Genomic DNA, 25535 nt, shown 5'->3' with positions numbered 1-25535 from the left:
TAAAGAACCTTCACCGTTGATATAATCCGTTATTGCTTTAATCTTAAGTTCATGTGAATAATGTTTATTTCTACTATTACTTATTAATCCATCCACTCCAAAAGCCTTATATTTACGTATCCATTCCTCAACCGAGAAGCTAGAAACTTGTAGTTGATAAGCTATTTGCCCTACACTTATTTTTCCTGATAAATACTCCTTAACAACCTCTATCTTAATTTCTGACAATATTTTAGTTTTTCTTTCCATAATAAAATGCTCCCTCTATATAAACAGTTTTTATTATTTCAACTGTCTACTATAAAGGGAGCATATCATAGTACTAGGTGAATACATTTTTATTATTTCTCCATTTATAAATTCATAATTTTCTTCACTATTTTTCCTTAACGTTTCATAATCTGCAAACAGTGATGTTACTGCTAATTCTTTCTCAGTATTAATAATAACCAACTCCATTTATTTAGATTTTTATAACTTTACTATATTAATTCATTTTACATCTTATAATATATTCTATATTATATACTACACTATTATTTTAACATCTAAACAATTAAAGGAATAGAATTTCTTCTATCCCTCTAATTATTATCTATACATACCTTATACTATTTTATTTTCCAGCCATTTACAACTACTTTTATAAATTAATTATATCCCTTGTATTTATTTCCCACAACAGAAAAAAGCTCCCATTATTAGAGCTTCCTTTAGTCACTATTTCACTTTCTAAATGTATGATACAAATAAACTAATTAATGACATCATTCTATAAAATAGATAGTCTATATGTTTAACACTAGTTATTTTAATTCTATTCTTTTCGTGGTGACGAATCTTGTAATCATTGCCTATATTCGTTAATTGTTTCATTTCAACATTAATCAACGCTTCAAATTCTGACGAACTTTCAGATGCTAATTTTATTAATTCTACTGCTGATGTTGCTTTCTTATCACCATAATATGTCTTTATTCTTTCAAATGCATCCCACAATTTTTCTATTGCTCTTTGTCTATCTTGCATTTTAACTTTTATAATATTTTGAATTGCTTCATCTATTAGCTGATTTAGTTCTTTATCATTTCCAGTATGACAATAATTCTTAACTAAAACCTCTAATTGCATAGGTAATATACGCTCTATTTCTCCATTATCACTTAATCTAAAAACAATACTATTTCTTTCAAACATTTTATTTATCTCACTTCGAAATTTTATTTTATTTTTCTCTCCATCACTAAACAATAATCCATATTGTCCATTTTTATAGTCTTGGATATTTCTCCAGCAAAACTCAATAAAATCTAGCAATGCATATTTATCAAAGTCACTACCTTCTTCCAACGAACCTATCCAGCCATTAAAATTCAACGTAAACATTGGTATAACACCTAATAATCTTTCTCGAAATTTACCCTTACTTAAACCTTTTATGTTATCATAATCATCTTTTTCTGGAAATTTTAGTGCCATTGCATTTTGATATTCAAAATACACACTTATTATTCCATTAAAAACATTTACTTGTATATCCTCTGTATTCGCTATTTTAATTCCATTTTCTCTATCGCTGAAATATTCTCTACTCATACATATCTCCTCCCTATAAACCACTTTTCACCATATAATATTATTCAAAGTTCAATAAAATCACAATTTCATTAATCTTAAACTACTTCTGTGTTAAAAAACTGCTCTGAGTGTAACACTCTAATCTTGTCCTCATTTACTCCAATAGACATAATCTTATTCTTGAAACAAATATCATCCCCCTCATCTCTATAATAAATATTCCAAATAGTATCTTTATTCACATTTTCCTTTATTCCTTTGAAATACGGCATATCAACATCACCTAAAGAATGACCTATAACTGATATTGACTTAACATCTTCTAACTTTTTGAAAAAACTTCTATTACACATAAGAAAATAATCAACATTTTTTAATGTTCGTTCATAGTAATTTGCTACTGCATTATATATGCTAGATTTTTTTTCATAATATTCTTCACTTGCTTCTTTAGCAACTTCTCTAAATTGCATCATTTTTTCTTTGTTCCCATGTCCAATTACCGGTTCTGTATCATCTTCATCAATAGAACCGTGGATATGTAAAATATTGTATTTGTCAACTTTATACATTTCTTCTAACAGTAATGTATAATTGAATGTTATGAATTTATTACTCGTATCTGCATCTATTACATCTGTTCTTATTGTTGTATCTATATCAATTTTCTTAATCCACGACATAACAAATTCATTCAATCTTTCAATGAATCCATACTGTTCTTGCCAATATTCATCTAAAGTGTCTTCAACCCCTATATCGCCCCCTTCTAGACCTAAATCCATATATTCTCCACCATCAATAATTGTTGCTTCATCTATATTTGAAAGATTAGTCTCGAAGTCTTTCCAAAGATATTCTTTTACCCACTCTTTTTTACTATCAATACAGAATCCATACATATTTTCTAAAGCTTCTAAATAACTCCAATCTTCTTCCTCTAAATAATCCCTAAAATCTCCATATAAAGTTTTCAATCCGTGTGCTAAATCAAATCCATTCCCAATAACAAATAAATTCATATATTTCCCCACCTCTTATCCCTATTATACACCATCTTATAATCATAATAAATTAGAAAGGTAGTATAACTATTACGTATAGTACCTTTTCACTCTGAACTATTTGGATTTTAACTATATTCCTAGTAAATATGTATATTAGCCTATTCTCAATCCCTATTATTATTATTACATTGCCACACCTCATATTCTATAACTCTTTTTCATTAATAAATGTACTATAGTTTATTACTACCCTCTTATCATACCTATGGCTAGTCCAATCTGTTGTGTTTATTACTATAAAGTCATTAATCTACTCACTCAAGTAATAATCTGTAATCTTTCTAACTTAATTATTGACTCAGTGCGTCAATATTATTAAATACTAGATAAAATTTTCTCATTCTAGATAAGTTACTTTTATCAAATCCTTTACTAAACTCTTTTGTTAATTCTTCTGATAAATAAATCAACAACTGCGAACCATATTCTGAACGTTCATCATTACCTTGCGCTTCACTTATTATTTTACCAATATTCCAATATTACTGAACTATATTACTTGTAATTATTTCACATAACAGAAAAAGAGTTAGCTTTAACACTAACTCTCAAATCTACTATACTATTTTAGTTGTCCCTAAATCAAAACCATATTCGTAAGCGTCAAATAATTAACGCCTAGATAGCCTTCCTTGAACTTGTTAAAATTATAGATAACAAGTAATAAGGAGGGCTATTTTAATTCTAAAAGAAAATAGTAAAATAGATTGGGAAGAAATAATGAATAAATTTTCTTCGTATAAAGGAAGTATTAATGAATTTTGCAAAGAAAATAATATTAAACAACACCAGTTATATCATCGTAGGAAGAAATTGGTTGCTAACTCTAATCCAGCGTTTCATGCTATAGCGTTAGATAAAGAGGCAGATGTGATCACTACTAAATCAAATAGTTCTGAGGTTAGCATTACTAAAGATATTAGGATAGAGATAGGTAAGGTTAATATTTATATACCGGCTAATGAAATAGCTGTGATTTCAGATATAATTAAGGAGTTAGCTGTATCATGTTAAATATAAATAAAGTAAATACTGTATACTTAGCCTGCGGCTTAACTGACTTAAGGAAAAGTATAGACGGTTTGGCAATGATTGTAGAGACCGAATTAAAACTAGATCCATTTGAAAAGGCATTATTCGTATTTTGCAATAAGCAAATGAATAAACTGAAAATCCTTCATTTTGATGAAGGATTTTGGTTATATTATCATAGATTAGAAAGTAATAGATTTAAATGGCCTATGACTAAAGACGAAGCATTAAAGATAAATAAAGATGAATTAAGTTGGTCGCTAAAATGTTATGAGATGAGAACAACATCTAAATATAAGCCAATAAAAGAAAAGAATTACTATTAAAAAGCTTGCGAAAAAATCAAAAATTTTAGCTATTAAAAGCTCCTCAACCTTTGAAAATAAAGGGTTTTGTGGTATGATATACCTATAAAAAAAAATGATTAGGTGAGAAAATGGATAGCTTAAATATGGCGAATCAACTTGATTAAAACACAAAATTATTGATTTCAAAAATGGGAAAAGAAATAGAATCAAAGGATAAGGAAATTAATAATTTGAAAAATGAATTAGCATATTTAAAAGGTCAGATTCTTAATAAAAATAAAAAGATATTTGGACAATCTAGCGAACAGGTAGATTCTAGCCAAATATCTATTTTTGATGAAGCTGAAAATAATACTGATCCAAAGGCTATCGAACCTACAATAGAAGAAATAACTTATAAAAGAGGTAAATCAACTAAAAATATAGGTAAAAAAGATAACTTAGCTCATTTAGAAAGAACAGTTATAGAACATAAGCTTGAAGAAACGAACGCAGTATGCAATAAATGCGATAGTCCTTTGGTAGTTATAGGAAGTAAGTCAAAGGAAGTATTAAAATACATACCAGCAAAACTTTATATAGAAGAACATATTACATATAGCTACGCTTGCAAACCTTGCGAAGCGGCAGATGGAATATCTAATATAGTTACGACTAACGCTCCTAGAACTTTACTTTATAAAAGCATGGCATCAAATGAGTTATTAGCTCATGTGATGAATTTAAAATATCACCACGCAATGCCTTTATATAGGCAAGAAAGTTATTTTAAAATGATGGGAGCTAACCTTTCTAGACAAAATTTATCTAATTGGACTATTGCTGCTGCTAGTGAATTTGGAGTTGTTTATGACATAATGCAAGAAGAATTACTAAAAACTCATTATATTCAAGCAGATGAAACAACATTGAAAGTTATAGACGCTAAGGGTAAGGAGTCGAAGTCTAAAAAATATATGTGGTTATATAAATCTGCTAATTCTAAATCACCAATTATTTTATATGACTACCAAAAGACTAGAGCTGGTTCCTGTCCTAAAGATTTTCTAAAAGGTTTTTCAGGATATTTACAAACAGACGGATATGCTGGTTATAACAGCGTAGAAAATATTAAAAGGTTCTACTGTTTAGCTCATATTAGGAGAAAATACCATGAAATAATAGTTCATTTAGATGAAGAAGCCCTAAAAAAATCACGTGCAATAATAGGGTTTAATTATTGTGAAAAACTTTATAAGATAGAAAAACGTCTCCGTGTAGAATATAGTAATCATGAAGATTATTATAAAAACCGTTATGAAATAAGACTTAAGGAATCAGCACCAATACTTGAAGAATTTATAGACTATGTAGAAAGAGAAATTAAAGACGCGCTACCGAGAAGTCCTTTAGGACAAGCGTTGGAATATAGTAGAAAACTTTTGCCAAATATGAAAATATTCCTAGAGGATGGGTCATTAGAAATAGATAATAACGGTGCGGAAAGAGCTATAAAGCCATTTGTCATCGGTCGTAAAAACTGGCTATTCTCTAGTTCTTCAAAAGGAGCAAAAGCAAGTGCTTCAATATATAGTATAATAGAAACTGCAAAATCTAACGGATTAATAGTTGAAAAATATTTAGTATATTTGATTGATACTTTATCAAACACAGAAATTAAAACCAGAGATACTTTAATAGCGGCAATGCCTTGGTCGAATGAACTTCCAAATGAGTTAAAGGTTCAAACTCGCAAATAAAAAACTACTAAGTTAATCAAATATTAAAGTTTAAACCCCAGTGATGGCAAGAATGCTTATTACTGGGGTTATTATATCATTTACTATTTACCAATTCTATACGTCTAATCTTTGACGCTTACGAATATATACATAGAGTTAGGAAGTATATTATATCTTCTCATTCAATACTTAGAGTTTAAATTAACAGTTTATCTAAGTTAAATAAGTAGCTAGTTATTTCTAAGAAGAAGATCAGATACACAAAGTTTTTTACAGCCTCATTCTATACGTCTAATCTTTGACGCTTACTATAGAATTAACTATACTGCTAAAATAAAAGTCGAAATTTATTCAAAAAAGCATCTCGATATATTATCAAGACGCTTAAAATATTATGAATTGTTATTTCTTCTTAACTCATTTCTACACATTTTACATTGATGTTTGTATTTATTGTTCCCTTTCGAATCTTTTCCACTCTTTTCAAATTCTTCTATAGTTTTTTCAACATTGCATATAGTACAAACTCTTAATGTATTTTCAACATCTAAAGCAACTTCTTTGTTTTCTTTTTCTTGTAATTTTTTAAGTTCTACAGTTTCTTTTGCTATTAGTTTTTCTTTCTCTCTTTCTTCTTTTACATTTGCCTTCTCTTCAATCGCCTTTTCTTTATCTAATTGCTTTTGATTTAATTCTTCTGCTCTATATAGTCTTTCTTTATATCTATTTAATTTACCATCAGCATCAACTCTACCAACTATAACTAAGTCTTCAAATACCTTAATAGCTTGTCTGCAATTCTCTATCTCACTATTATAATTCTTCTCTTTTCTATATATTATATTTAATCTATCATAAGGGTGTGAACCATCAAACCCTAAGTTAATAGCTTCATTATATTTGATCTTAGATTCCTCTATTTTTCCCATGTTCTCAAGTTCCATTGCTAACTTATTTGTTTCATAAGCAATATTCCAATTTATTTCTTTTAACTTTCTCTCTTCCTCAACCCTTTTTTTCTCTTCCTCTTGTCTTATCATCTTTTCCCTTAACTCTTGAACTATATCACCTTTTAAATGTATTGCTAATGTTGTATCCTTATAATTGATATTTTCAATCTTGATTAGGGATACCCTAACATCTTCATAACATTTTAATTCTAGTGCAGTTTCTTTACTTAAATATCCTAAATGTATTTTTCTTACCTCATTGTTAACACTATAAATCATAGAAATTTTTCTAGCATTAGTATCATACTCATTAGTAAAATCATTCTCAACCTCTAGTTTAAACTTTAAACCTTTATAATTATTTAATGATTCTATTATTTCATCAATGTTTTCTTGCCTATAATAACATCCTACTACCCTATCTTCTCTTAATACCTCGTATCCCTCTATCTGCTCTTTTTCAAACGTGAAAGTATATGTACTATTCCAAGTGATTATTTTACTTTGTAATTCATCCCCATACTCTATTACTTCATATTCTGCCTTTGCTTTTTGTGGCACATTATTTTCATAACTACTCTCATATCTAATATCATAGTCCGTATTATTTGATTCACTAACATACACTAACTTCTTATTTTGACCACTTATGTAAAGTGCATATATTATATTACCGATACCTGCAGTAAATAGGAATAAAATTATATGAACAAATAAACTTTGCTTTTTTCTATTATTCCCATTATTAACATTATTATTATAATTCATATAGCTATTACTTTTTTTTGTATTCTTACTATTTGAACTAACTAAACTATCTACTGATACCGTTGTTTTATTATATACTTTGTTGTACATAGCCTTTTTAGGATCATTTATTAATCCCATACCTTTTTTTCCGTAAAGTGGATTAACACTTTTCTTAACCGCTCTTTTCACTTTTCCAGTTGTTCTAGCCTTTACTCTCTTTTTAAAATTAGGAGTTCTCACACCAAATTTCATTTACTTCCCCCATTTCAACACAACATATTTATGCTTTTAATATATTAATCTTTCACATAATTGTAACATTTTATACTACTTATTACAATTTAAATAACCTTATACATTTACTTGTCTAGTATTTTTCCACAAAAAAGAGTCGGTACTTCTACCAACTCCAAATATCATTATTGATTTACTATGTCATATGCTTCTATTACGCTTTGGATTTCTTTTCTAACCACTTCATAAGCATCGTCCTGGTCTTCGTACTTACTTATAGGTTTACCATCTTTCGGGATGCATTTTAATTTTTTCAATTTACTATTTAGCCAGTCACAAGGTTTTAATATAACAGGAATTACAACTGCTTCATTATTCTTATGACGTTCTAAAGCTCTTTTCATTTCTATACTAAAACAATACTCTGACACAAGAAAATCTGTACTAACCAAAAGTACTATAATGTCTGCACTCTCTAACTCTCTTGATATTGATTCATCCAATGTAGATCCCGCCAATATACAACTATCATCCCAAGTTTCTATTTTCTCATTTCGTTTTAACATTATTAACGCATTCGATAGCTTTTTTTTCATATCTTCATTTTCATGGCTATATGATAAAAAAACTTTCAATTTTCTTTCCATACTATTCTTACCTCTCTCGTTCAGCTTATTATCAGCTCTTATTTTACTTATATCTACAATATTACTATATTCTTCAGTAGAGTCAGACTTTATTCTTACCTCATCCATTTTGATATATTCTTCATTTAGTTTATACAAAATAGTAGAATGGCGTCTTAAAGGTGCTAATTTGAAGCTACTTTCACATTCTTCGCATTCAAACTCTTCCTCGTTTAAACTTGTATCAATAGCACATTCTTCTTTACAATTTGGACATAAGCACAACTGTTTCTCTATTACTAGATTATATTTCCTTAAAAATTTAAAATAATCATTAGATTCCTCACATGATATTCCACAATACACTGCAAATTTATCATACTCCAATGACTCTGTCTCCACATAAGATAAATTACTTAGCCATACTTGTAATTTGTGGTATAGTTGTGCATTCATACTCTTTATACTTTTTATATCCATATTCAAAATCCTTTGCTTCAAAATTTTTATAAAAATGCATATACAAATAATCACTACTATTTGTATTATATCTAACCCTTAAGTACCTATCATCTTCAACCCAAATAACCTTTATTTCCGATACTTTATTAGAGTTCTTGATAGTATCTCTTAATGCTCTGTACGTCTCAGAAGTATAGATAGTAGCTCTATAATTTTCTCCTTTAACCTTTGCACTTACATTAGTACCATCACTAAACCTTAAATAAGTTACCCATCCATCTATACTTTCTTTTCTAATATCTCTATTATTTAGTATATCTGTTATTAATACTTGATCAAAATATTTAACTATGTGAGATTTTATATCAAAAATATTATTTTGTTTCGCACGCTCTTCTATCTTTTTTATATTCAATTGCACTTTACTATTTCTTGCAAATTCTTCTATAAGATTATCTAGTTTTTCGCTCCTTGAAGACTTTATCTTTTTGTATATTTGAATATATAAATCTTCTGACATATTATATAGCGAGGTTTTATGTTCAGTATTATACGCATTGAACTCTAATTTAAACATATCCACAATTATATCAATATATTTCTCATATAGGCTCTCTGGCTTATATACATCCTTTATAAGATTCATTTTTGGATAAACCTTACAAACAACTATTTGTTTTAACAAATCTACTTCTACTGGAATATAGCTATGTTCAGTGATTAATTCTTTTTTGCTATCATATCTTTTAATCATATATGCAAAGATCATTTTTATTTTACAGACCTTAGTTGTCATAGGATTTATTATACTTTTACATGCCACTAATTCTAACTTAGGATCATCGTTGCTTAAAATTGTTGTAGCTATTTTATTGAAATCGCAATTTTCCCCATATTTTTTTTCAATAATACAATACAGTTTTTCAACATCTAATATATCTTTATCCAAACTAAATATCTTATTTACATAAACATCTTTTTGTTGTCCATAGAAAAGCTCCTCAAATAAATATTCATTTAGTGTTCTTTTAGTAAGCCGTTTTTCTGTTACAAGTTTAGATAAATAATCATATACATTACTTTTATTCTGAAAATCACTTTCATCTAAATCTTTCGCAAATTTTTTCAAAGATTTCTTTGTTATATTGTTCGTAATAAAACTATCTAACATAAATACTATAATAATCTCCCCCCTTCTATCTATAGTTATAATTTTACATTATAACTATAATTTTTACAACTAATTACCTATTTACTATTCTTCTAATCTCTCCAGTATTTTTCCTTGAACTGATGCAGTTCTTTGAAGATTGGCTTTTTTCTAAATTTTCTGCTGTGAAAAATATAATCCTCTAAAATATAAATACTCATTTATTTTATCTCCTTTATTTAACTATGCTATTTGAGCAACTCCATAACGTTCTAACTCTCTAAGTGCTTTGCTCAACTCTATCTCACCTTTCATATCACTATATTGTTTTAGTGGCACTTCCTCAACTGCATTCAATTTCTTAATCATTACAATTGGAAAATTCATTTCACTATTGTAGTATTCTTGAATTAACATATATCTCATTGTTTTAGCACTAAAGAAATTTGAAGCTTTTTTATTTTTGGATTGCTTCTTAAAATTATTTACCACATTTCTTACTAATTGTTCGTCTGCTAATCATAATATTTCTTTATCAAATTTTGACTTATCTATATCTAGTTTATCTATATTTCTTACTAGTCTGACATTAGTATGATTATCTATCTTAGATGCTTTACTTTGTTTTATTGATTCTAATTTTTCTAACTTTGCAGTAACTTCACTTATATCTATTTGCCCTATTTCAATTTTGTTTCCGTTGCTATCTATTCCAGTATTCAATTCATTAGTTGAATACCAATATATATTTTTCTTTCATTGCTTCTCAGTATATTGAAATACTAAATTTGCTTCCCTCAGTTCCTTAATAACCTTATCAAAGGTGTTAATACTTAATTGACTATCTTTAAGGATTAAATCTTTACTTAATCTAAAGTTAGGTATGTTTGAATAATATTGAATCTGAAAATATACAGTCTTTGCATTGTTAGATAATCTTGAATTGAATAATATTGAATTGTAAGCTTTTGTATATCCGTCAATAGTCATTAAGTCCACGTCCTTCGTCATTCTTCGTCAAGTTATAACTCAATACTATCATCTTAGTTAAACTTCGTTAATGTGGTATAATAATACTAAGAAATAAAGATAGCTAATGACTTTGGAGGTTTTTAGATATGACTAGTAAGAATAAAAATGATTTAAAAAATAGAAAAAGATATACTGCATCTTTTGATTTAAAACTATTTGATGCTTTAATGACTCACAGTAAAGAAACTGAAGTACCATTTAGTGAATTACTTGATAGATGCTTAAAGATGTACCTAGAAGAAAATAACTTGATTGATAAAGAGTAGGTTTTACTTGCTTTTTTTTTATATAAAAAATATAAAATGATATCTTTAATAAAAAGTGTGCTCTGCACTATTAAATAGTAATATTCTTATTATGTACCCCAAAAATTGTGGGGCTAACAAAGTAAAATCACTGTTAACGTTATATAATATTGGCTTATCTAAAGCTTTGTTTAGATACACAATTTTTGGGGTCCTAAAATTCCCTTGAAATTTGAACATAATAAAAAGCCACCCACCTAAAGCGACTTTTTATTTGTATTAACTATACAATTTTCATACTTCCTTAAACTATTTTAGTTGTCCAATCCTCACAATTCCATGTTTCTGTTATTATATCTCTATAGAATTCTGGTTCATGGGATACTAGTAATATTGTACCTTTATATGCTATTAATGCTTGTTTTAATTCCTCTTTTGCATCTACATCTAAATGATTAGTAGGCTCATCGAAGATTAATATATTTGTTTCATTGTTTAATATCTTGCAAAGTCTTACTTTTGCTGCTTCTCCACCTGATAAAACCATTATTTTAGATTCTATTTGCTTTGTTGTTAATCCACATTTAGCAAGTGAGGCTCTTATTTCATATTGTGTTTTTCCTGGAAACTCTTGCCATATTTCTTCCATGCATGAGTTTGTGTTTCCTGATTTATCCTCTTGTTCAAAGTATCCTATGTGTTGATAATCTCCAAGTTCCACTTCTCCACTTAATGGTTTAACTTTTCCAAGTAAACTTTTAAGTAGTGTAGATTTTCCTAGTCCATTTGCTCCAACTAAAGCTATCTTTTGACCTCTTTCCATAGCTAAGTTAAGTGGTTTTGTTAATGGACTATCATATCCTATAACTAAATCTTTAGTTTCAAATATAACTTTTCCCGCGGTTCTTGCTTGTTTAAATCTAAATTCTGGCTTTGGTTTATCTTTAGATAATTCTAAAACATCCATTTTATCAAGTTTCTTTTGTCTTGATTTAGCCATATTAGAAGTAGCTACATTAGCTTTGTTTCTAGCTACAAAATCTTCAAGCCTTGCAATTTCCTTTTGTTGTTTTTCAAAAGCTTGCTCATGTCTTTTTTTATTATCTTCATATAATCTCATAAACTCAGTATGATCACCTACATATCTAGTAAGCTTTCTTTCTTCAACATGATACACTAAGTTAACTACTTCATTTAAGAATGGAATATCATGAGATATTAATATAAATGCATTTTCATAACTTTGCAGATATCTCTTAAGCCATTCAATATGTTCTTCATCTAAATAGTTTGTAGGCTCATCTAAAAGAAGTATGTCAGGCTTTTGAAGAAGTAATTTACCTAAAAGAATTTTTGTTCTTTGTCCACCAGATAAATCATCTACATCCTTATCTAACCCAACACCTGATAGCCCAAGCCCCTTAGCAATTTCTTCAACCTTAGGATCAATTACATAAAAACCATTATGATCTAAAAGATCTTGAATAGTAGCTGTTCTTTCAAGCATTTTATTAAGTTCTTCTTCTTTAACTTCCCCCATTTTTTCATAAAGAGAGTTCATTTCAGCTTCTAAATCAAATAAATATTTAAAAGCATCTCTTAATGCATCTCTTACACTTTGTCCCTTTACTAAAGCTGCATGTTGATCCATGTATCCAACTCTAACATTATTTGACCAAACTACTTTTCCTTCGTCTGGCATAAGCTTATCTGTTACTATATTCATGAAAGTTGATTTACCTTCACCATTTGCTCCAATTAACCCTACATGTTCACCTTTTAAAAGTCTAAATGACACGTCTTCAAAAATAGCTCTGTCACCAAAACCATGATTCATATTTTTTACTAATAAAACACTCATATTTTTCCTCCTATAATCAAACGACAAAATAAGGTGCAATTTAATATCACACCTTATTTATTATAAACTATTATGTCACAAAATAAAGATATTTTTTCTTTTACTATATCTATTTTTGAGATACCTTAATACATATATTCCTTTACATCTTCACAAATAGATATTTTTAAAGGCTTATCTTCTAATACTTTTTTATACGAACATAAAAATTCATTTAATTCTAAATCAGCTAAATCAATTTTTCCTGAGCTTTTTAAAATTACATTTTCACTTTCAACATATATACTCACATTGTTTTTTTCATTTTTAATGTAGTATGTGCTTACAGCTTTTACTTCCATTCTTTCTTTATATTTCTCTTGGAATCCCATTGCTTTTCTTGCTTTTTCATAGCTGTTTGGATCAGCTTGTATATTATTTAATCCCATGTCTTTAAGCTGCTTTTCAAAGGCTCCTGTATCTAAACCATATCGCTCCATAAGTTTAGTTTGCATTTTTAAAAATCTATCTTGAGATATATTATTTTCTTCCATATATAATGTTATTTGTTTTGTGAACTCAGACATATTTAATTTTCCCTCTGCCATTTTGTAATATAAAGAGTACATGTATGCTTCAATTTTATCTATATCCTTATCCATATCTTTTTCATTAGCTTTATTTTTAATTTGATTAAAATCTATTACTTTATCCATTTAAAACATCTCCCTAATTATAAAATAAATCTTAGTATCATTATACAATACTAAGATTTATTATTCCATATTCTTAAAAAACTATTACTATTCCTTATTTTTTTATTAATCTGTTCCTATGGCTGTCCAAACTTTATTATAAAGTTCTAACTCTTCTGTGTTTAAATGTTTATATACTTCACATTTATCCATAACTTCTTTTGGCATATAAGCCCCTGGATTATTTTTAACTTCATCTGATTGAGCTTCCATTGCTCCTTTATGCGGAGTTGTATAACCAATTTCTTCTGCTATTTTTAATGCATTTTCTTTTTCACTTACAAAATCAATAAATTTTTCTGCTACATCTTTATTATTTGCATTAGTTGGTATTGCCCATGAATCTAACCAGAAATCTGCTCCCTCTTTTGGAACTATATATTCTAAGTTTTCATTTTCATCTGCAAGTGTTAACCCTTCACCTGACCAAATCATAGCAATTGCAGCTTCCCCTTGCTTCATTATATCCATAACATCATCCGCACCATATTTTAAAACAAGAGGCTTTTGATCTATTAAAGATTGTTTTGCTTCCTCTAATTCTTTAGGACTTGTACTATTTATTGAATATCCTAATCTTTTTAAAGCCATTCCAATAGTATCTCTTTGTGAATTTAATAAGAAAATTTGCTTTTCATATTTTTTATCCCACATTATATCCCAACTATCCACTGGATCTTTTACTAAATCTTTATTATATACTATACCAATTGTTCCATTCATATAAGGAACTGTGTACTCATTATTTGGATCGTATGGTTTTGCCAAATCATCTTCATTCATTTCTTGTAAATTTGGTATATTTTCTTTATTTAATTTTTGAAGCTTCCCTTCTTGAATTAATCTGTCAGCCATGTTATCTGAAACTAAAATTGCATCATATTCAACCTTTCCTGAAGTTGCTTCTATGTACATAGTTTCCATTTCATCGAATTTTTTCTCGTTTACTTTTACATCATACTTTTCTTCGAATTCCTCTATTACTCCGTCTGCAATGTTTTCTCCATAGTTTAAAATATTAATTGTAGTTTCATATTTTTTTCCACAACCTACAAATAAAGATGTTCCTAAAACCATTATTGACAATAAAGCAGTAATTTTAAATATTTTGTTCATTTGTTTGCTCCCTTTTAATTGTATTTTTTATTTATTAATAAACATTATCATTTATTATATAGTTTATTTTGAAATTTGAAAAGTATAAATTTAACAGAATATATTTCTGAACTCTTTAAAATATTATATTTTTATAACTTTTAAACTTATTATTGCAAATAGAACATTTGTTCGCTATAATTATTTTATATTACTGGAGTTAAGTACTTCTAACCTTCAATTTACATGACATTTTAAAAAAACTTCAATTGAAGATAGGAATCACTTTATAAATCTATAAAAATAAGGGTGATTAATTTGAATATAAACGAAAAATTACAAGTATTATCTGCTGCTGCAAAATATGATGTGTCTTGTTCTTCTTCTGGATCTAAACGTAAAAATAAAAATAATGGACTTGGTGATGCTTCATCTAATGGTATTTGCCATAGTTTTGCTGCTGATGGTAGATGTATTTCTCTTTTAAAGATACTACTTACTAATAATTGCATTTATGATTGTAAATATTGTGTTAATGGTTCTTCAAAAGATATTGAAAGAGCTATCTTTTCACCTGAAGAGGTTGTTTCTTTAACAATAAATTTCTATAAACGTAATTACATTGAAGGTTTATTTTTAAGCTCTGCTATATTTAAATCTCCAAACTATACTATGGAACTTTTATTATCTGTTGTTAAAAAGTTAAGACTTGAAGAAAACTTTAATGGTTATATTCATCTTAAAGCAATTCCTGGGGCTGATGATATTTTGATTAAAGAAGCTGGCGAATTTGTAGATAGAATGAGTGTAAATATAGAACTGCCTTCTTCAAGTAGCCTAAAATTACTTGCACCTCAAAAGACAAAGCATGCAATACTAGCACCTATGAATCTTATTAAAAATAATATTATTGAACATAACTATATGAAGAAAACAATAAAATCAACTCCACTATTTGTTCCTGGTGGTCAAAGTACTCAATTAATTATTGGAGCGACCCCTGAAAGTGATTATAAAATCTTGAACCTTTCTGAAAATCTTTATAACACTTATAATCTTAAAAGAGTTTATTACTCTGCTTATGTTCCTGTTATAAAAGATAATAATTTTTTGCCAGACATTACTCATCCACCTCTTGTTCGTGAGCATAGGCTTTATCAAGCTGATTGGCTTTTAAGGTTTTACGGGTTTAAAGCTGAAGAATTATTGAAAAATAAAGATGATAATTTTGATTTGAATTTTGATCCTAAAACATCTTGGGCTTTAAATAATATTGATAAATTTCCAATTGAGGTTAATAAAGCTTCCTATGAAGCTCTTCTTAGAATTCCTGGTATAGGGGTAATATCTGCAAAAAGAATTGTTATAACAAGAAAAATTCACACACTAAATTTTGAGGATTTAAGAAAGCTTGGAATTGTCCTTAAACGTGCCCAATACTTTATAACTTGCACCGGCAAATATTATGGTGATGTTTCCTTTGATGATGAAAAGATTAGAAATAGACTGCTATATATGGATAAGCCTTCATTAGATAAGCAAAATTCATCACAACTTTCATTTTTTGATGATATTAAACCTAGTAGTAGCGGTATAATATTACCTGAGAAAAAGAAAATACTTTTACCTAAAGATACCTATACTTCCACTACTGGACAGTTTTAAGAGAGGAGATTTTATTTTGATTATATATTTTTACGATGGAACTTTTGAAGGTTTGTTAACTTCTATTTATGATGGGTTTTATGCTAATACCCCACCAAATATTATCTCTACTAAATATGAACACGAAGTAGATTTTCTTTCTGAAGTAGTTAATATAGAAACTGATACTATAAAATATAAAAAAGTACAAACCTCTATAGTTACTAAAATTGATCCACTTTGCTTAAACAAATTATATAATGTGTTTTTATCAAATAAAGAAAATAAGGGCATGTTATGCTTTAACTATCTTAAATTAGCTTTTAAAATTGGACCTGACATACACAAATATCTTCATAATGATTTAGTAAAATCTATTGATAGTATAAATAAAAAAGTTTCTCTTGAATCACATAGGTTTACAGGATTTGTTAGATTTTCTTATATTAACGATAAATTTCTTTATTCTTCAATTGAGCCAGATAATAATATATTAGAATTTATTTCACCACATTTTCAAAGAAGATTTCCAGGTGAATATTGGATTATCCACGATATAAATCGTGGACTTGCTTCAATTTATAATACAATTTCCTGGGAAATTGTCGAAATGGATATGGAATCCTATAACGAATTAAAAAATTATACAGATGGCTTCCATGACCTTTGGAAAGACTATTTCACTTCAGTTACAATAAAAGAAAGAGCAAACCCTAGACATCAAAAAGGTCAAATGCCTAAACGTTATTGGAAACATCTTACTGAAGTGAAATAATAATTTGCTTAAATAGTTGCTATAGCTTCTATTTCTATAACTGAATCTTTTGGTAATCTTGCTACTTCCACACAGCTTCTTGCCGGTTGATTTTCCTTAAAGTACTCTGCATATATTTCATTTACAAGCGCAAAATCATTCATGTTTTTAACAAATACAGAAACTTTAACAACCTTATCTAAACTAGTTCCAGCAGCTTCTAAAACAGCCTTTACATTTTCTAAAGATTGTCTAGTTGCCTTTTGTATATCCATAACTAGTTCTCCAGTTACTGGATTCACTGGAATTTGTCCTGATGTGAAAATAAAATCTCCAACTCTCATTCCTTGTGAATATGGTCCTATTGCTTGTGGTGCATTATTTGTTGAAATAATTTCTCTTTTCATAACTACACTTCCTTTGTATATTTATTTATTTTTAACACATACTAACTACAAATAATTAATAAGGAGGTCTTTACTTTGAGTAAAAAACCCCAAAAAAACAATACTAACATTAATAACAAAAATTTAAAAAATGCATCTCCTGAACCTAATGACGGTGTTTTTATAGATAATTCTCCTAAGGATAATTTTTCTACTAATGGCACCGTTCGATACGGGGAAGAAGCTGATAACTGCGATATTTAATTAGCTTCTCCCATAGGTCCTAAAATTCTAGAATTGTTTTTGATTATCTTTTTAAGGTCCAATACTTCTCTCCTTTTCAAAAACAATTCTAGTTAGATACAAAAACCAATAGACTATTTATATTAAAACTATACGCTCTTTTCTTTCCTTCTGCAATATTCTATTGAAATAACAATTATAATTTAGCATTTTTTTGGATTTATTGGATTAACTATTTATGTCATCCCTCAAAAGTGGTAAAATTATATATTATATGAATAAATAATTTTTTAAAAAGAAATTCATTTATCATAGTTACACAAGATATAAAAGGAGCGATTAAAATGAGTAAAGATGTAAACATTGATTGGAGTAAACTTACTTTCGACTATATTAAAACTGATTACAGATATTTGTCAATTTGGAAAGATGGTCAATGGGACGACGGAAAGTTAGCTGAAGATAATATGCTAACAATAAGCGAGGCTTCTACTGCTCTTCATTATGGGCAACAATGCTTTGAGGGACTTAAAGCTTATAGAACTAAAGATGGAAAAATACAATTATTTAGACCAAATAGAAATGCTGCAAGAATGAATGACAGTAATGCGAAGTTATTAATGCCTGAAATCCCTGAAGAAAAGTTCATTGATGCTTGCATGCAAGTTGTTAGAGCTAACGAACATTTTGTTCCACCTTACGGAACTGGAGCTACTCTTTACCTAAGACCATTTATGATAGGTGTTGGAAATAACATAGGGGTTAAACCAGCCTCAGAATATATTTTTTCAGTATTTTGTATGCCTGTTGGCCCATATTTTAAAGGTGGACTTGCTCCATGCAACTTTATAATTTCAGATTATGATAGAGCTGCACCTCAAGGTACTGGTGGACAAAAAGTTGGTGGAAACTATGCAGCTTCAATGCAACCACATAAAATAGCAGCTGAAAAAGGATTTACAGATTGTATTTACTTAGATCCAGCTACCCATACAAAAATAGAAGAAGTAGGTGCTGCAAACTTCTTTGGAATAACAAAGGATAATAAATTTATTACACCAATATCACCTTCAATTCTTCCAAGTATAACAAAGTATTCATTAATTGATATAGCTAAAGACTACTTAAATCTTGAAGTTTTAGAAAGGGATGTATTGGCTGATAACCTTAGTGAATTTAAAGAAGCTGGTGCTTGTGGCACTGCTGCTGTTATAACTCCAATTGGTGGAATATCTTATAAAGATGAACTTCATGTGTTCCATAGTGAAACTGAAGTTGGTCCAATTGTAAAAGAATTATATAGAATTCTTTGTGGCATTCAATTTGGAGATGTAGAAGCTCCAGAAGGTTGGATCTACAAAGTTTAAGTAAATAAAAAAGGTTAAGTTTTCAACAAATGAAAACTTAACCTTTTGATTTTATTATATATGTATTTTATTTTTTATCCTTAGTTATATAATAGTACGGAAGTGCTACGAACACTACTCCACCTATAAAGTTACCTATAGATACTACAATTATGTTATAAGCGTAACCTGCTAAAGTCACTTGCGCAGGATCAATCATCCAACCCATTGCAAGCATTCCCATATTAGCTACACTATGTTCAAATCCTGCTGTTATAAATGTAAATAAACACCAGAATATCATTAATATTTTCGCTGTTTCTTCTTTTAACTTATACGTCATCCATACAGCTAAACAAACAAGTATGTTACATAATATACCCTTTATTAAAAGAGGCATAAATCCTATCTCAATTTTAGAAATTGAACTACTTACTATAAAATCTCCAATATAAGAGTTAGCTCCACTAGCAAGTCCAGCTTGCACGAATAGTGTAGCACCAATTACTCCACCTATTATATTACCAATCCAACTACCAAACCAAATAGTTAAAGCATCTTTCCATGTAACTTTCTTTTCTAGTCCACCAAGTGTCATTATCATAGCATTACTAGTAAATAAATCTCCACCAGCCATTAAAACTAAACTTAAAGCAACACCAAATGATAATCCCATTACTATTTTATAATTTGCTGAACCACCATGCTTCATTATTCCACCAATAGTATAAATAAGCATAATACCAAGACTTACAAATAAACTTCCAATGATTGCACTAGTTAAATATCTAGTTTTTCCTTTTTTGTATAACCCAATTTTAACTTCTGCTGAATGGGCTATTTTATCAATTTCATTACTGTACATTTACATCCCGCCTAACTCAAGTATATTTTCTTGTTATGTTTTTAACAATTCCTTATATATAATACAACCTTTTATGGAATTTTTCAATTAAAATTGGGAGTTCGACCTTCTTAACTCTTTTAAAGCTCCCTATTTTTAATATACTTATCTAAAATACAAGAATACTGACTTGTTATTTATTTGGAGATGTCTTAATTAGTACATATTACCCTATTTATTTAATAGACCCTATTTCATCAAATGGATATACTCTAAAAGATGCACTTCCTTCAACTTGATTACAGTCAATAAGTCCAAACTTTCTACTATCTCTACTTACAGCTCTGTTATCTCCAAGTACAAATACCTTACCTTCTGAAACTGTAATTGGAAGTTTAAAATCGTTACTTATAGTTTCACCTTTTGCATAAGGTTCATCTAGTTTTTCATTATTTAAATATACAACTCCATCTCTTATATCAACTTCATCTCCGGAAACTCCAATAACCCTTTTTACTAATCTATTATTGTTATTATTTTTCTTACCAAGTATTGATTTTATATTCTCCATAGTATCTTCAATAATAGTTCCCCTTTTACAATTCTCAAGAAATATAATAATGTCTCCCCTTTTAGGATCACTAAAGTTATAATTTAATTTATTTACTATTAGATGTTGTCCATCATGTAATGTATTATCCATAGAACTTTGTTCTACTTTTACATTTGCCAAAACCTTACTATTAACTACTGAAACTATACAAATTGCTACTAGCACAGAAAAAATTCCACCTCTAATTTCCTTCATTATATTTTTATTCTTAATCATTAATATGCCCTCCCTATAAAATAATTAACTCTTCACTCGTAACTTATTAGTTACCACATATTATATTAATTATATCATATCAATTCAATATTTTTACATATCTATGTTAAATAATAAGCCTTAGGCATAGTAAACTAACTAACCTTAATTGCACATATAAAGTCAGCTTATCTAAATGATATAAAGTAGTCCAGGTTTTGCTGAAAAATAAAAAAATTAGAGCCACTTTAATAATGTGGCTCTAATTAATTAAATCTAGTTTAATTTAGTTTTTAACGATAGCTAGTTGCTATTGCAGTTTTTAATATTTTAGGATCACGTTTATATGGAGTTACTGGACATATTTCTTTATTTACTCCAAGTAATTTATATACTGCCATTCTAGCTGCACGAACTGAATATTCTTCTGTAAATACCATATCTTCTGCTATTTCAACAAATTGACTTATCATTGCAAAGTTTGTAGATCCTTTTGGCACAACTTCTGGACGATCTGACATTGCTCTTGGTTGGAAGTGTGAATCTATATAAGGCATCATACATGGAATTACATTTATAACACTTTCCTTTATTTCATCTTTCTCATTTTCAAAGTGTAAATGATGTAATAGTTCAGTCATCATTTCTTCACCAGTACAATCTCTCATTGGTTTCTTTACAAAATTACCTTCTTTTTCTGTGAACAATCCATATCCCCAGAATATTGTAGTATCTAAAGGTTGATTTTTAAAATGTGGTTGAGCTGCAACTACTATACTCATTAACCAATTAGAATCTTTAAATGTCATTAAAGCTCCACTACCTGGTATATTACCTGATAATTTTTCAAGTTTCTTTAATAATTCATTTCCTTTACATGTAACAGTAAAGCTTTCCCAGTTTGTTTCTTCTGGATGATTAAAGAATGGCTCTGGGTTTCCAAGTCCTGGTTTTTTAGCCGCTACTTTTTCCCATAGTTGTCCAGATATTGGTTTACTTGGGTCATATTCTGCCGGTGTAGTAAGATCTCCAAGTGTTGCACAATCTGTCATACAACCATTAGTCATAATACATATATCACCATTATTTAATGTAATTAATTTTTCTTCTCCATCATGATCACAATGAATTGCAGTAACAGTAATACCATCACCGTCTTTAAAATCTAAATCTGTTACAGTACATTTAATACTGAAATCTACATTTGCTTTATCTAAATACTCTTTAATTGGAAGAATAACAGAGTCATATTGATTATATTGAGTACGTGTTACCCCTTCTAAAGTTTCTATACGTGGGAATTCAAATATCATTCTTTCCATATAACGTTTGAATTCAAATAAACTAGACCACTTTTGGAAAGCAAATGTAGTTTGCCACATATACCAGAAATTTGTTTCAAAGAAATGTGGAGTTGATTTGAACCATTGTTCTATAGTCATATTATCTAGTTTTTTCTCAGGTGTTACCATAAGTTTTCCTAAAGTCATACGATCCTTATTATTAAATCCCATACTTGTTACATCTTGAATTATTCCAAATTTATCTATTAAACGAGCTTGTGCTTTTGTAGGATGTTGATGATCAAAATTTAATATTTCCTCTGTTACGCTTTTTTTATCATCTTCAATAGATGGAATTGTAGAAAATAGTTCCCAGAAGTTTTCATAAGTTTCTTCATTAAGCATTCTACCACCACGACATACAAAACCATTTGCTACATTACCAGCTCCATCATTACTTCCGCCTAAAATATTCATACCTTCTATTATATGTATATTTTCGCCCTTAAAGTTACAATCTCTTATAAGATAAGCTGCTCCTGCTAGTGATCCTAAACCACCACCTATAAAATAGGCTTGTTTTTCTCCATAATCTCTAAAAACAAAAGTGTTTTCTTTAATTTCTTTATTTTCCTTACATTTTTTATTTGTGTATATTGCAGCCGCTGCTGCTGTTGCTCCCACTAATGCACTAACCATTAAAAATTTATTATTTGTCTTTTTGCTTACCATATTAAATTCCTTCTTTCATAATATATTCTCTCCGTGTTCTTAATATAGTATAAAAAATTGTATTTGTAATTATACTATTTATTATATGTGTCTAAAAAAACTACACATTTATATTATTGGTTAAAATTCAGACAGTTATTAATATTTGTCTATATAATCTTCAAAATTAAAGCTTTAATATTTATATAAGTTAATTTAGGAATTTGAAAATAAATAACAAGTCACAGATGTGATATATATTTTGTATCGGAGAAGTAAACAGCTTCCGGTTATAGTGTATTATCAAAGGGTTCTCCCAACAAAGTATAATGTAAATAGACTAACATGCTGACTTGTTATTTATTTGAACGTCCCTTAAATAAGGTGGATGAAGTTTATGACTATAGATTACAAAATTAGAAAGGCTACATTAGAAACTGCAATTAATGTATTATTAATACAAAAAAGGAAATCTACAAACCGTACTGCTAGAAATATTATTGATATTGGATGTAGCTTGAGTAAAAATACTATAACAGAAGATACTATAGATAAAATTTACAATGAATTAATTACTTTAATTCCAAATGAAAATATAAAAATAATAAAAATTTTTGTTGTTGAAAATTTTCTATAAAAAAATGAAGCATATAATATATATGCTTCATAGTAATAAATATCTTTCATAGCCTAATTTTTCTGTATTAAGAGCTAACTGCTTTAAATGGCTAGAAACACTTTTTGTAGATTCATTCATTCCCGATTTTACCCAAGATAATACTACCCCACAAATTCCAAAAGAATAGAATTCAGAAATAAACCCCTTGGCTTCTTCACTTAACTTACTTTTCTCATCTAGCTTTTCTATAGCATCTTTAAATATTACACTAGTTATATTAAAAAGATAATCCTTAAAATATTCATCTGAGTTCTTTATTGTATTTATGTAAAAGGATTTATTTTCTTTCATTATTTCTAATAATTCATATATACGATCACTCCAATTATCAAAACTAATATCTTCAATAACCTTTATAAATAACTCATTATAATAAATCCAGTTTAAAAGTTCATACTTATCTTGAAAATGATAATAGAAAGTTTGACGATTCAATCCACAACTTTTTGTAATATCTGAAATTGATATTTTTTCTATGTTTTTAATTTTACAAGTCTCTTTAAGAGCTTCTGCTATTGCTTTTTTCGTAATCAAAGATTCTGACATAATTCTCTCCTTACATAAATATAATCATGTATAATTACTATTATACTTCCAAAGTTATTCATATGGCTATAATTTTTTCATAATTATTTTTATATAGCTATACTTCTATATTAGATACTTTCCCATAACTGATTATCAAATTGGTCTATTTTTTTTAAAAGTCACTTAAATAAATTTACCATTAATTTTCTTTGTAAGAAATGAACAACTACAATCGTATATTAATTGAATAGAGAATTAATGGGGGTGATAAACTATGAATGAAAAGGAGCTTATTCAAGGATTGAAGGATGGAAAAGAAAAATACTTATACATTCTAATAGACCACTATGGAAAGCTTTTTCATGGTATTATTAAAAGCGTTTTATGTTCTTCACATGAAGAAAGTTTTATTGATCAGTGCTACAATGATGTGATTCTAACTATTTGGTTTAACATCAAAAAGTATGATGAAAATAAGGGTCCCTTTAAAAATTGGTTAATTTCCTTAATAAGATTTAAATCCATTGATTTTAAAAGATCTTGCAATAAAATGTATAGAAATGAAGTTCTTTCCCCTAATCTTGAGGATTCATGTAATATTCTTTCTGAAATCATAAAAACAGAAGAAAAAGCTGAACTTATAAAGGCAATTGAGTCTTTAGATGAAATAGATAGAGAAGTTTTCAAACTACGTTTTCTTGAAGAATCTACTATTGATGATATATCTTCAAAACTTAAAATTTCTAAAAGCACTGTCTATACTCGCATTTCTAGAGGGAAAATTAAATTAAAAAATATAATTGAAGGAGTTACATTATGAGCTATGAATTAGATTTAAGCAAGGTTGATTTTATTGATATAACTGAAGATGAAATTAATAATTTGAAAATTCTTGGTGAAAGCTTTGATGAGACTGATAAAAATAGAAAAATAGAATTAAAACGTCAAATCATTAAAGAAAACATTAGAATTATTGAAGAAAATGCTAATACTGAACTTGAAGAAAATGAATTTGTTGAATTCACTTTTTTGGCAAAGGCTACTTACCTTAATACCTATATAAATATTTTTGGTTCTTCGGATAATATGCTTGCTCCCATGATTTTAGGAAAATTTGATGTTGGAGATAAATTCAAAGTTTTTGTCACTCATAAAAAAATTATGTTCTATGAGTTAGATAATATGTTTAGCATAAAGCGATTCTATATTGTTAACTGTACTGATGTTCTGAAAATAAAATCTGTTAGCAAAAATGACTCTATAAAATTTACTTTCCGCTGTGAAAAAGATAAATATAATAACTTCAGGGAGAGCCGTGACTTATTTCTTCATATTTATATGTACAAAAAAATTCATCTTGAAGTTTTCTCTGCTGACAGAGAAATTATAAAAACTTATTTTGAAGATAAGTTTTCAAATATGTAATTATATTAATTTTCAATTACCTTATTTAATAGCTGAACA

30 protein-coding genes are annotated in these 25535 nt (G+C 28.2%); 11 read left to right on the top strand and 19 right to left on the bottom strand.

Annotated elements, in window-relative coordinates:
- The 5 genes from BLS77_RS16760 to BLS77_RS20800 all read right to left on the bottom strand — a co-directional run.
- On the bottom strand, window positions 1-249 hold a 249-nt coding region (locus BLS77_RS16760; RefSeq protein ID WP_139164865.1), incomplete at its 3' end, for a helix-turn-helix domain-containing protein.
- A 33-nt stretch (window positions 250-282) separates the two neighbouring features.
- Window positions 283-459 carry a hypothetical protein gene (locus BLS77_RS20040; protein ID WP_175490890.1) on the bottom strand — a complete coding sequence of 59 codons (177 nt, stop codon included), beginning with the start codon at window positions 457-459 and terminating at the stop codon, window positions 283-285.
- 273 nt (window positions 460-732) lie between these two features.
- Window positions 733-1596: an AbiJ-NTD4 domain-containing protein gene (locus BLS77_RS16755; protein ID WP_089972448.1), complete on the bottom strand. Its 864-nt coding sequence runs from the start codon at window positions 1594-1596 to the stop codon at window positions 733-735.
- A 77-nt stretch (window positions 1597-1673) separates the two neighbouring features.
- On the bottom strand, window positions 1674-2600 hold the full coding sequence (locus BLS77_RS16750; protein ID WP_089972445.1) for a bacteriophage abortive infection AbiH family protein: 927 nt from the start codon (window positions 2598-2600) through the stop codon (window positions 1674-1676).
- Between the two features lie 335 nt (window positions 2601-2935).
- Window positions 2936-3118, bottom strand: coding sequence for a DUF1016 N-terminal domain-containing protein (locus BLS77_RS20800; protein WP_089972441.1), 183 nt, complete (start codon window positions 3116-3118; stop codon window positions 2936-2938).
- Between the two features lie 190 nt (window positions 3119-3308).
- Here BLS77_RS20800 and tnpA point away from each other — a divergent pair, with 190 nt between their 5' ends.
- From tnpA to tnpC, 3 genes are all read left to right on the top strand, one after another.
- A complete protein-coding gene (gene tnpA, locus BLS77_RS16740) occupies window positions 3309-3659 on the top strand; it encodes an IS66 family insertion sequence element accessory protein TnpA (protein ID WP_423231043.1) in 351 nt (116 codons plus the stop codon).
- On the top strand, window positions 3653-4003 hold the full coding sequence (tnpB, locus tag BLS77_RS16735; RefSeq protein ID WP_089972436.1) for an IS66 family insertion sequence element accessory protein TnpB: 351 nt from the start codon (window positions 3653-3655) through the stop codon (window positions 4001-4003). The genes tnpA and tnpB overlap by 7 nt, the downstream gene beginning before the upstream one ends.
- A gap of 158 nt (window positions 4004-4161) precedes the next feature.
- Window positions 4162-5724, top strand: a complete 1563-nt coding sequence (gene tnpC, locus BLS77_RS16730; RefSeq protein WP_175490889.1) for an IS66 family transposase — start codon at window positions 4162-4164, stop codon at window positions 5722-5724.
- A gap of 374 nt (window positions 5725-6098) precedes the next feature.
- On the opposite strand, the gene BLS77_RS20670 is transcribed toward tnpC, so the two are convergent.
- From BLS77_RS20670 to BLS77_RS16700, 6 genes are all read right to left on the bottom strand, one after another.
- Window positions 6099-7658, bottom strand: coding sequence for a DUF8108 domain-containing protein (locus BLS77_RS20670; RefSeq protein ID WP_089972430.1), 1560 nt, complete (start codon window positions 7656-7658; stop codon window positions 6099-6101).
- A 167-nt stretch (window positions 7659-7825) separates the two neighbouring features.
- Entirely contained in the window at window positions 7826-8653 is an 828-nt protein-coding gene (locus tag BLS77_RS16720) for a toll/interleukin-1 receptor domain-containing protein (RefSeq protein ID WP_175490888.1), read from the bottom strand.
- A gap of 25 nt (window positions 8654-8678) precedes the next feature.
- A complete protein-coding gene (locus tag BLS77_RS16715) occupies window positions 8679-9899 on the bottom strand; it encodes a hypothetical protein (RefSeq protein ID WP_089972426.1) in 1221 nt (406 codons plus the stop codon).
- Window positions 9900-10121: 222 nt separating this feature from the next.
- On the bottom strand, window positions 10122-10304 hold the full coding sequence (locus BLS77_RS16710; RefSeq protein WP_139164863.1) for a hypothetical protein: 183 nt from the start codon (window positions 10302-10304) through the stop codon (window positions 10122-10124).
- Between the two features lie 93 nt (window positions 10305-10397).
- Window positions 10398-10601, bottom strand: coding sequence for a hypothetical protein (locus tag BLS77_RS16705; RefSeq protein WP_089972419.1), 204 nt, complete (start codon window positions 10599-10601; stop codon window positions 10398-10400).
- Window positions 10602-10634: 33 nt separating this feature from the next.
- The gene (locus BLS77_RS16700; protein ID WP_207648702.1) at window positions 10635-10889 is read right to left on the bottom strand and encodes a hypothetical protein; all 255 of its coding nucleotides are present in this window, start codon (window positions 10887-10889) and stop codon (window positions 10635-10637) included.
- Window positions 10890-10996: 107 nt separating this feature from the next.
- On the opposite strand from BLS77_RS16700, the gene BLS77_RS16695 reads away from it, so the two are divergent.
- Window positions 10997-11176: a ribbon-helix-helix domain-containing protein gene (locus tag BLS77_RS16695; RefSeq protein ID WP_089972412.1), complete on the top strand. Its 180-nt coding sequence runs from the start codon at window positions 10997-10999 to the stop codon at window positions 11174-11176.
- Between the two features lie 283 nt (window positions 11177-11459).
- Here BLS77_RS16695 and BLS77_RS16690 read toward each other — a convergent pair whose 3' ends face one another.
- From BLS77_RS16690 to BLS77_RS16680, 3 genes are all read right to left on the bottom strand, one after another.
- Window positions 11460-13016 carry an ABC-F family ATP-binding cassette domain-containing protein gene (locus BLS77_RS16690; RefSeq protein WP_089972409.1) on the bottom strand — a complete coding sequence of 519 codons (1557 nt, stop codon included), beginning with the start codon at window positions 13014-13016 and terminating at the stop codon, window positions 11460-11462.
- 125 nt (window positions 13017-13141) lie between these two features.
- Entirely contained in the window at window positions 13142-13711 is a 570-nt protein-coding gene (locus BLS77_RS16685) for a DUF3867 domain-containing protein (RefSeq protein ID WP_089972406.1), read from the bottom strand.
- Between the two features lie 105 nt (window positions 13712-13816).
- Complete coding sequence (locus BLS77_RS16680) at window positions 13817-14866, bottom strand: ABC transporter substrate-binding protein (protein WP_089972403.1); 1050 nt, start codon at window positions 14864-14866, stop codon at window positions 13817-13819.
- 297 nt (window positions 14867-15163) lie between these two features.
- Here BLS77_RS16680 and BLS77_RS16675 point away from each other — a divergent pair, with 297 nt between their 5' ends.
- Window positions 15164-16510 carry a putative DNA modification/repair radical SAM protein gene (locus tag BLS77_RS16675; protein WP_089972400.1) on the top strand — a complete coding sequence of 449 codons (1347 nt, stop codon included), beginning with the start codon at window positions 15164-15166 and terminating at the stop codon, window positions 16508-16510.
- A 16-nt stretch (window positions 16511-16526) separates the two neighbouring features.
- Window positions 16527-17264, top strand: coding sequence for a TIGR03915 family putative DNA repair protein (locus tag BLS77_RS16670; protein ID WP_089972397.1), 738 nt, complete (start codon window positions 16527-16529; stop codon window positions 17262-17264).
- 8 nt (window positions 17265-17272) lie between these two features.
- Here the strand turns inward: BLS77_RS16670 and BLS77_RS16665 are convergent, their stop codons facing one another.
- Window positions 17273-17650 (bottom strand): RidA family protein, encoded by a 378-nt coding sequence (locus BLS77_RS16665; protein WP_089972395.1) that lies wholly within the window; start codon window positions 17648-17650, stop codon window positions 17273-17275.
- A gap of 75 nt (window positions 17651-17725) precedes the next feature.
- Here BLS77_RS16665 and BLS77_RS20035 point away from each other — a divergent pair, with 75 nt between their 5' ends.
- Together BLS77_RS20035 and BLS77_RS16660 are read left to right on the top strand one after the other, a co-directional pair.
- The gene (locus tag BLS77_RS20035) at window positions 17726-17893 is read left to right on the top strand and encodes a hypothetical protein (RefSeq protein ID WP_175490887.1); all 168 of its coding nucleotides are present in this window, start codon (window positions 17726-17728) and stop codon (window positions 17891-17893) included.
- A 323-nt stretch (window positions 17894-18216) separates the two neighbouring features.
- Window positions 18217-19239, top strand: coding sequence for a branched-chain amino acid aminotransferase (locus BLS77_RS16660; protein ID WP_089972391.1), 1023 nt, complete (start codon window positions 18217-18219; stop codon window positions 19237-19239).
- 67 nt (window positions 19240-19306) lie between these two features.
- Here BLS77_RS16660 and BLS77_RS16655 read toward each other — a convergent pair whose 3' ends face one another.
- The 3 genes from BLS77_RS16655 to BLS77_RS16645 form a co-directional block, all read right to left on the bottom strand.
- Window positions 19307-20083 (bottom strand): formate/nitrite transporter family protein, encoded by a 777-nt coding sequence (locus BLS77_RS16655; RefSeq protein WP_089972387.1) that lies wholly within the window; start codon window positions 20081-20083, stop codon window positions 19307-19309.
- A 214-nt stretch (window positions 20084-20297) separates the two neighbouring features.
- A complete protein-coding gene (gene lepB, locus BLS77_RS16650) occupies window positions 20298-20891 on the bottom strand; it encodes a signal peptidase I (protein WP_423231042.1) in 594 nt (197 codons plus the stop codon).
- A 272-nt stretch (window positions 20892-21163) separates the two neighbouring features.
- On the bottom strand, window positions 21164-22885 hold the full coding sequence (locus BLS77_RS16645; protein WP_089972383.1) for an oleate hydratase: 1722 nt from the start codon (window positions 22883-22885) through the stop codon (window positions 21164-21166).
- A gap of 376 nt (window positions 22886-23261) precedes the next feature.
- Here BLS77_RS16645 and BLS77_RS16640 point away from each other — a divergent pair, with 376 nt between their 5' ends.
- Entirely contained in the window at window positions 23262-23501 is a 240-nt protein-coding gene (locus BLS77_RS16640) for a hypothetical protein (RefSeq protein WP_089972380.1), read from the top strand.
- A gap of 27 nt (window positions 23502-23528) precedes the next feature.
- On the opposite strand, the gene dhaS is transcribed toward BLS77_RS16640, so the two are convergent.
- Window positions 23529-24089: a dihydroxyacetone kinase transcriptional activator DhaS gene (gene dhaS / locus BLS77_RS16635; protein ID WP_089972376.1), complete on the bottom strand. Its 561-nt coding sequence runs from the start codon at window positions 24087-24089 to the stop codon at window positions 23529-23531.
- Window positions 24090-24345: 256 nt separating this feature from the next.
- Here dhaS and BLS77_RS16630 point away from each other — a divergent pair, with 256 nt between their 5' ends.
- Both BLS77_RS16630 and BLS77_RS16625 read left to right on the top strand, forming a co-directional pair.
- Window positions 24346-24891, top strand: a complete 546-nt coding sequence (locus BLS77_RS16630; RefSeq protein ID WP_089972373.1) for a sigma-70 family RNA polymerase sigma factor — start codon at window positions 24346-24348, stop codon at window positions 24889-24891.
- Complete coding sequence (locus BLS77_RS16625; RefSeq protein ID WP_089972370.1) at window positions 24888-25496, top strand: hypothetical protein; 609 nt, start codon at window positions 24888-24890, stop codon at window positions 25494-25496. Before BLS77_RS16630 ends, BLS77_RS16625 begins: the two co-directional genes overlap by 4 nt.
- The last annotated feature ends 39 nt before the right edge of the window (window positions 25497-25535 follow it).

The sequence above is a fragment of the Clostridium gasigenes genome (assembly GCF_900104115.1).
GTDB classification, from domain to species: domain Bacteria; phylum Bacillota; class Clostridia; order Clostridiales; family Clostridiaceae; genus Clostridium; species Clostridium gasigenes.
Note: the sequence above shows the minus strand (reverse complement) of the source record. Positions and strands in the feature narration are given on the sequence as shown.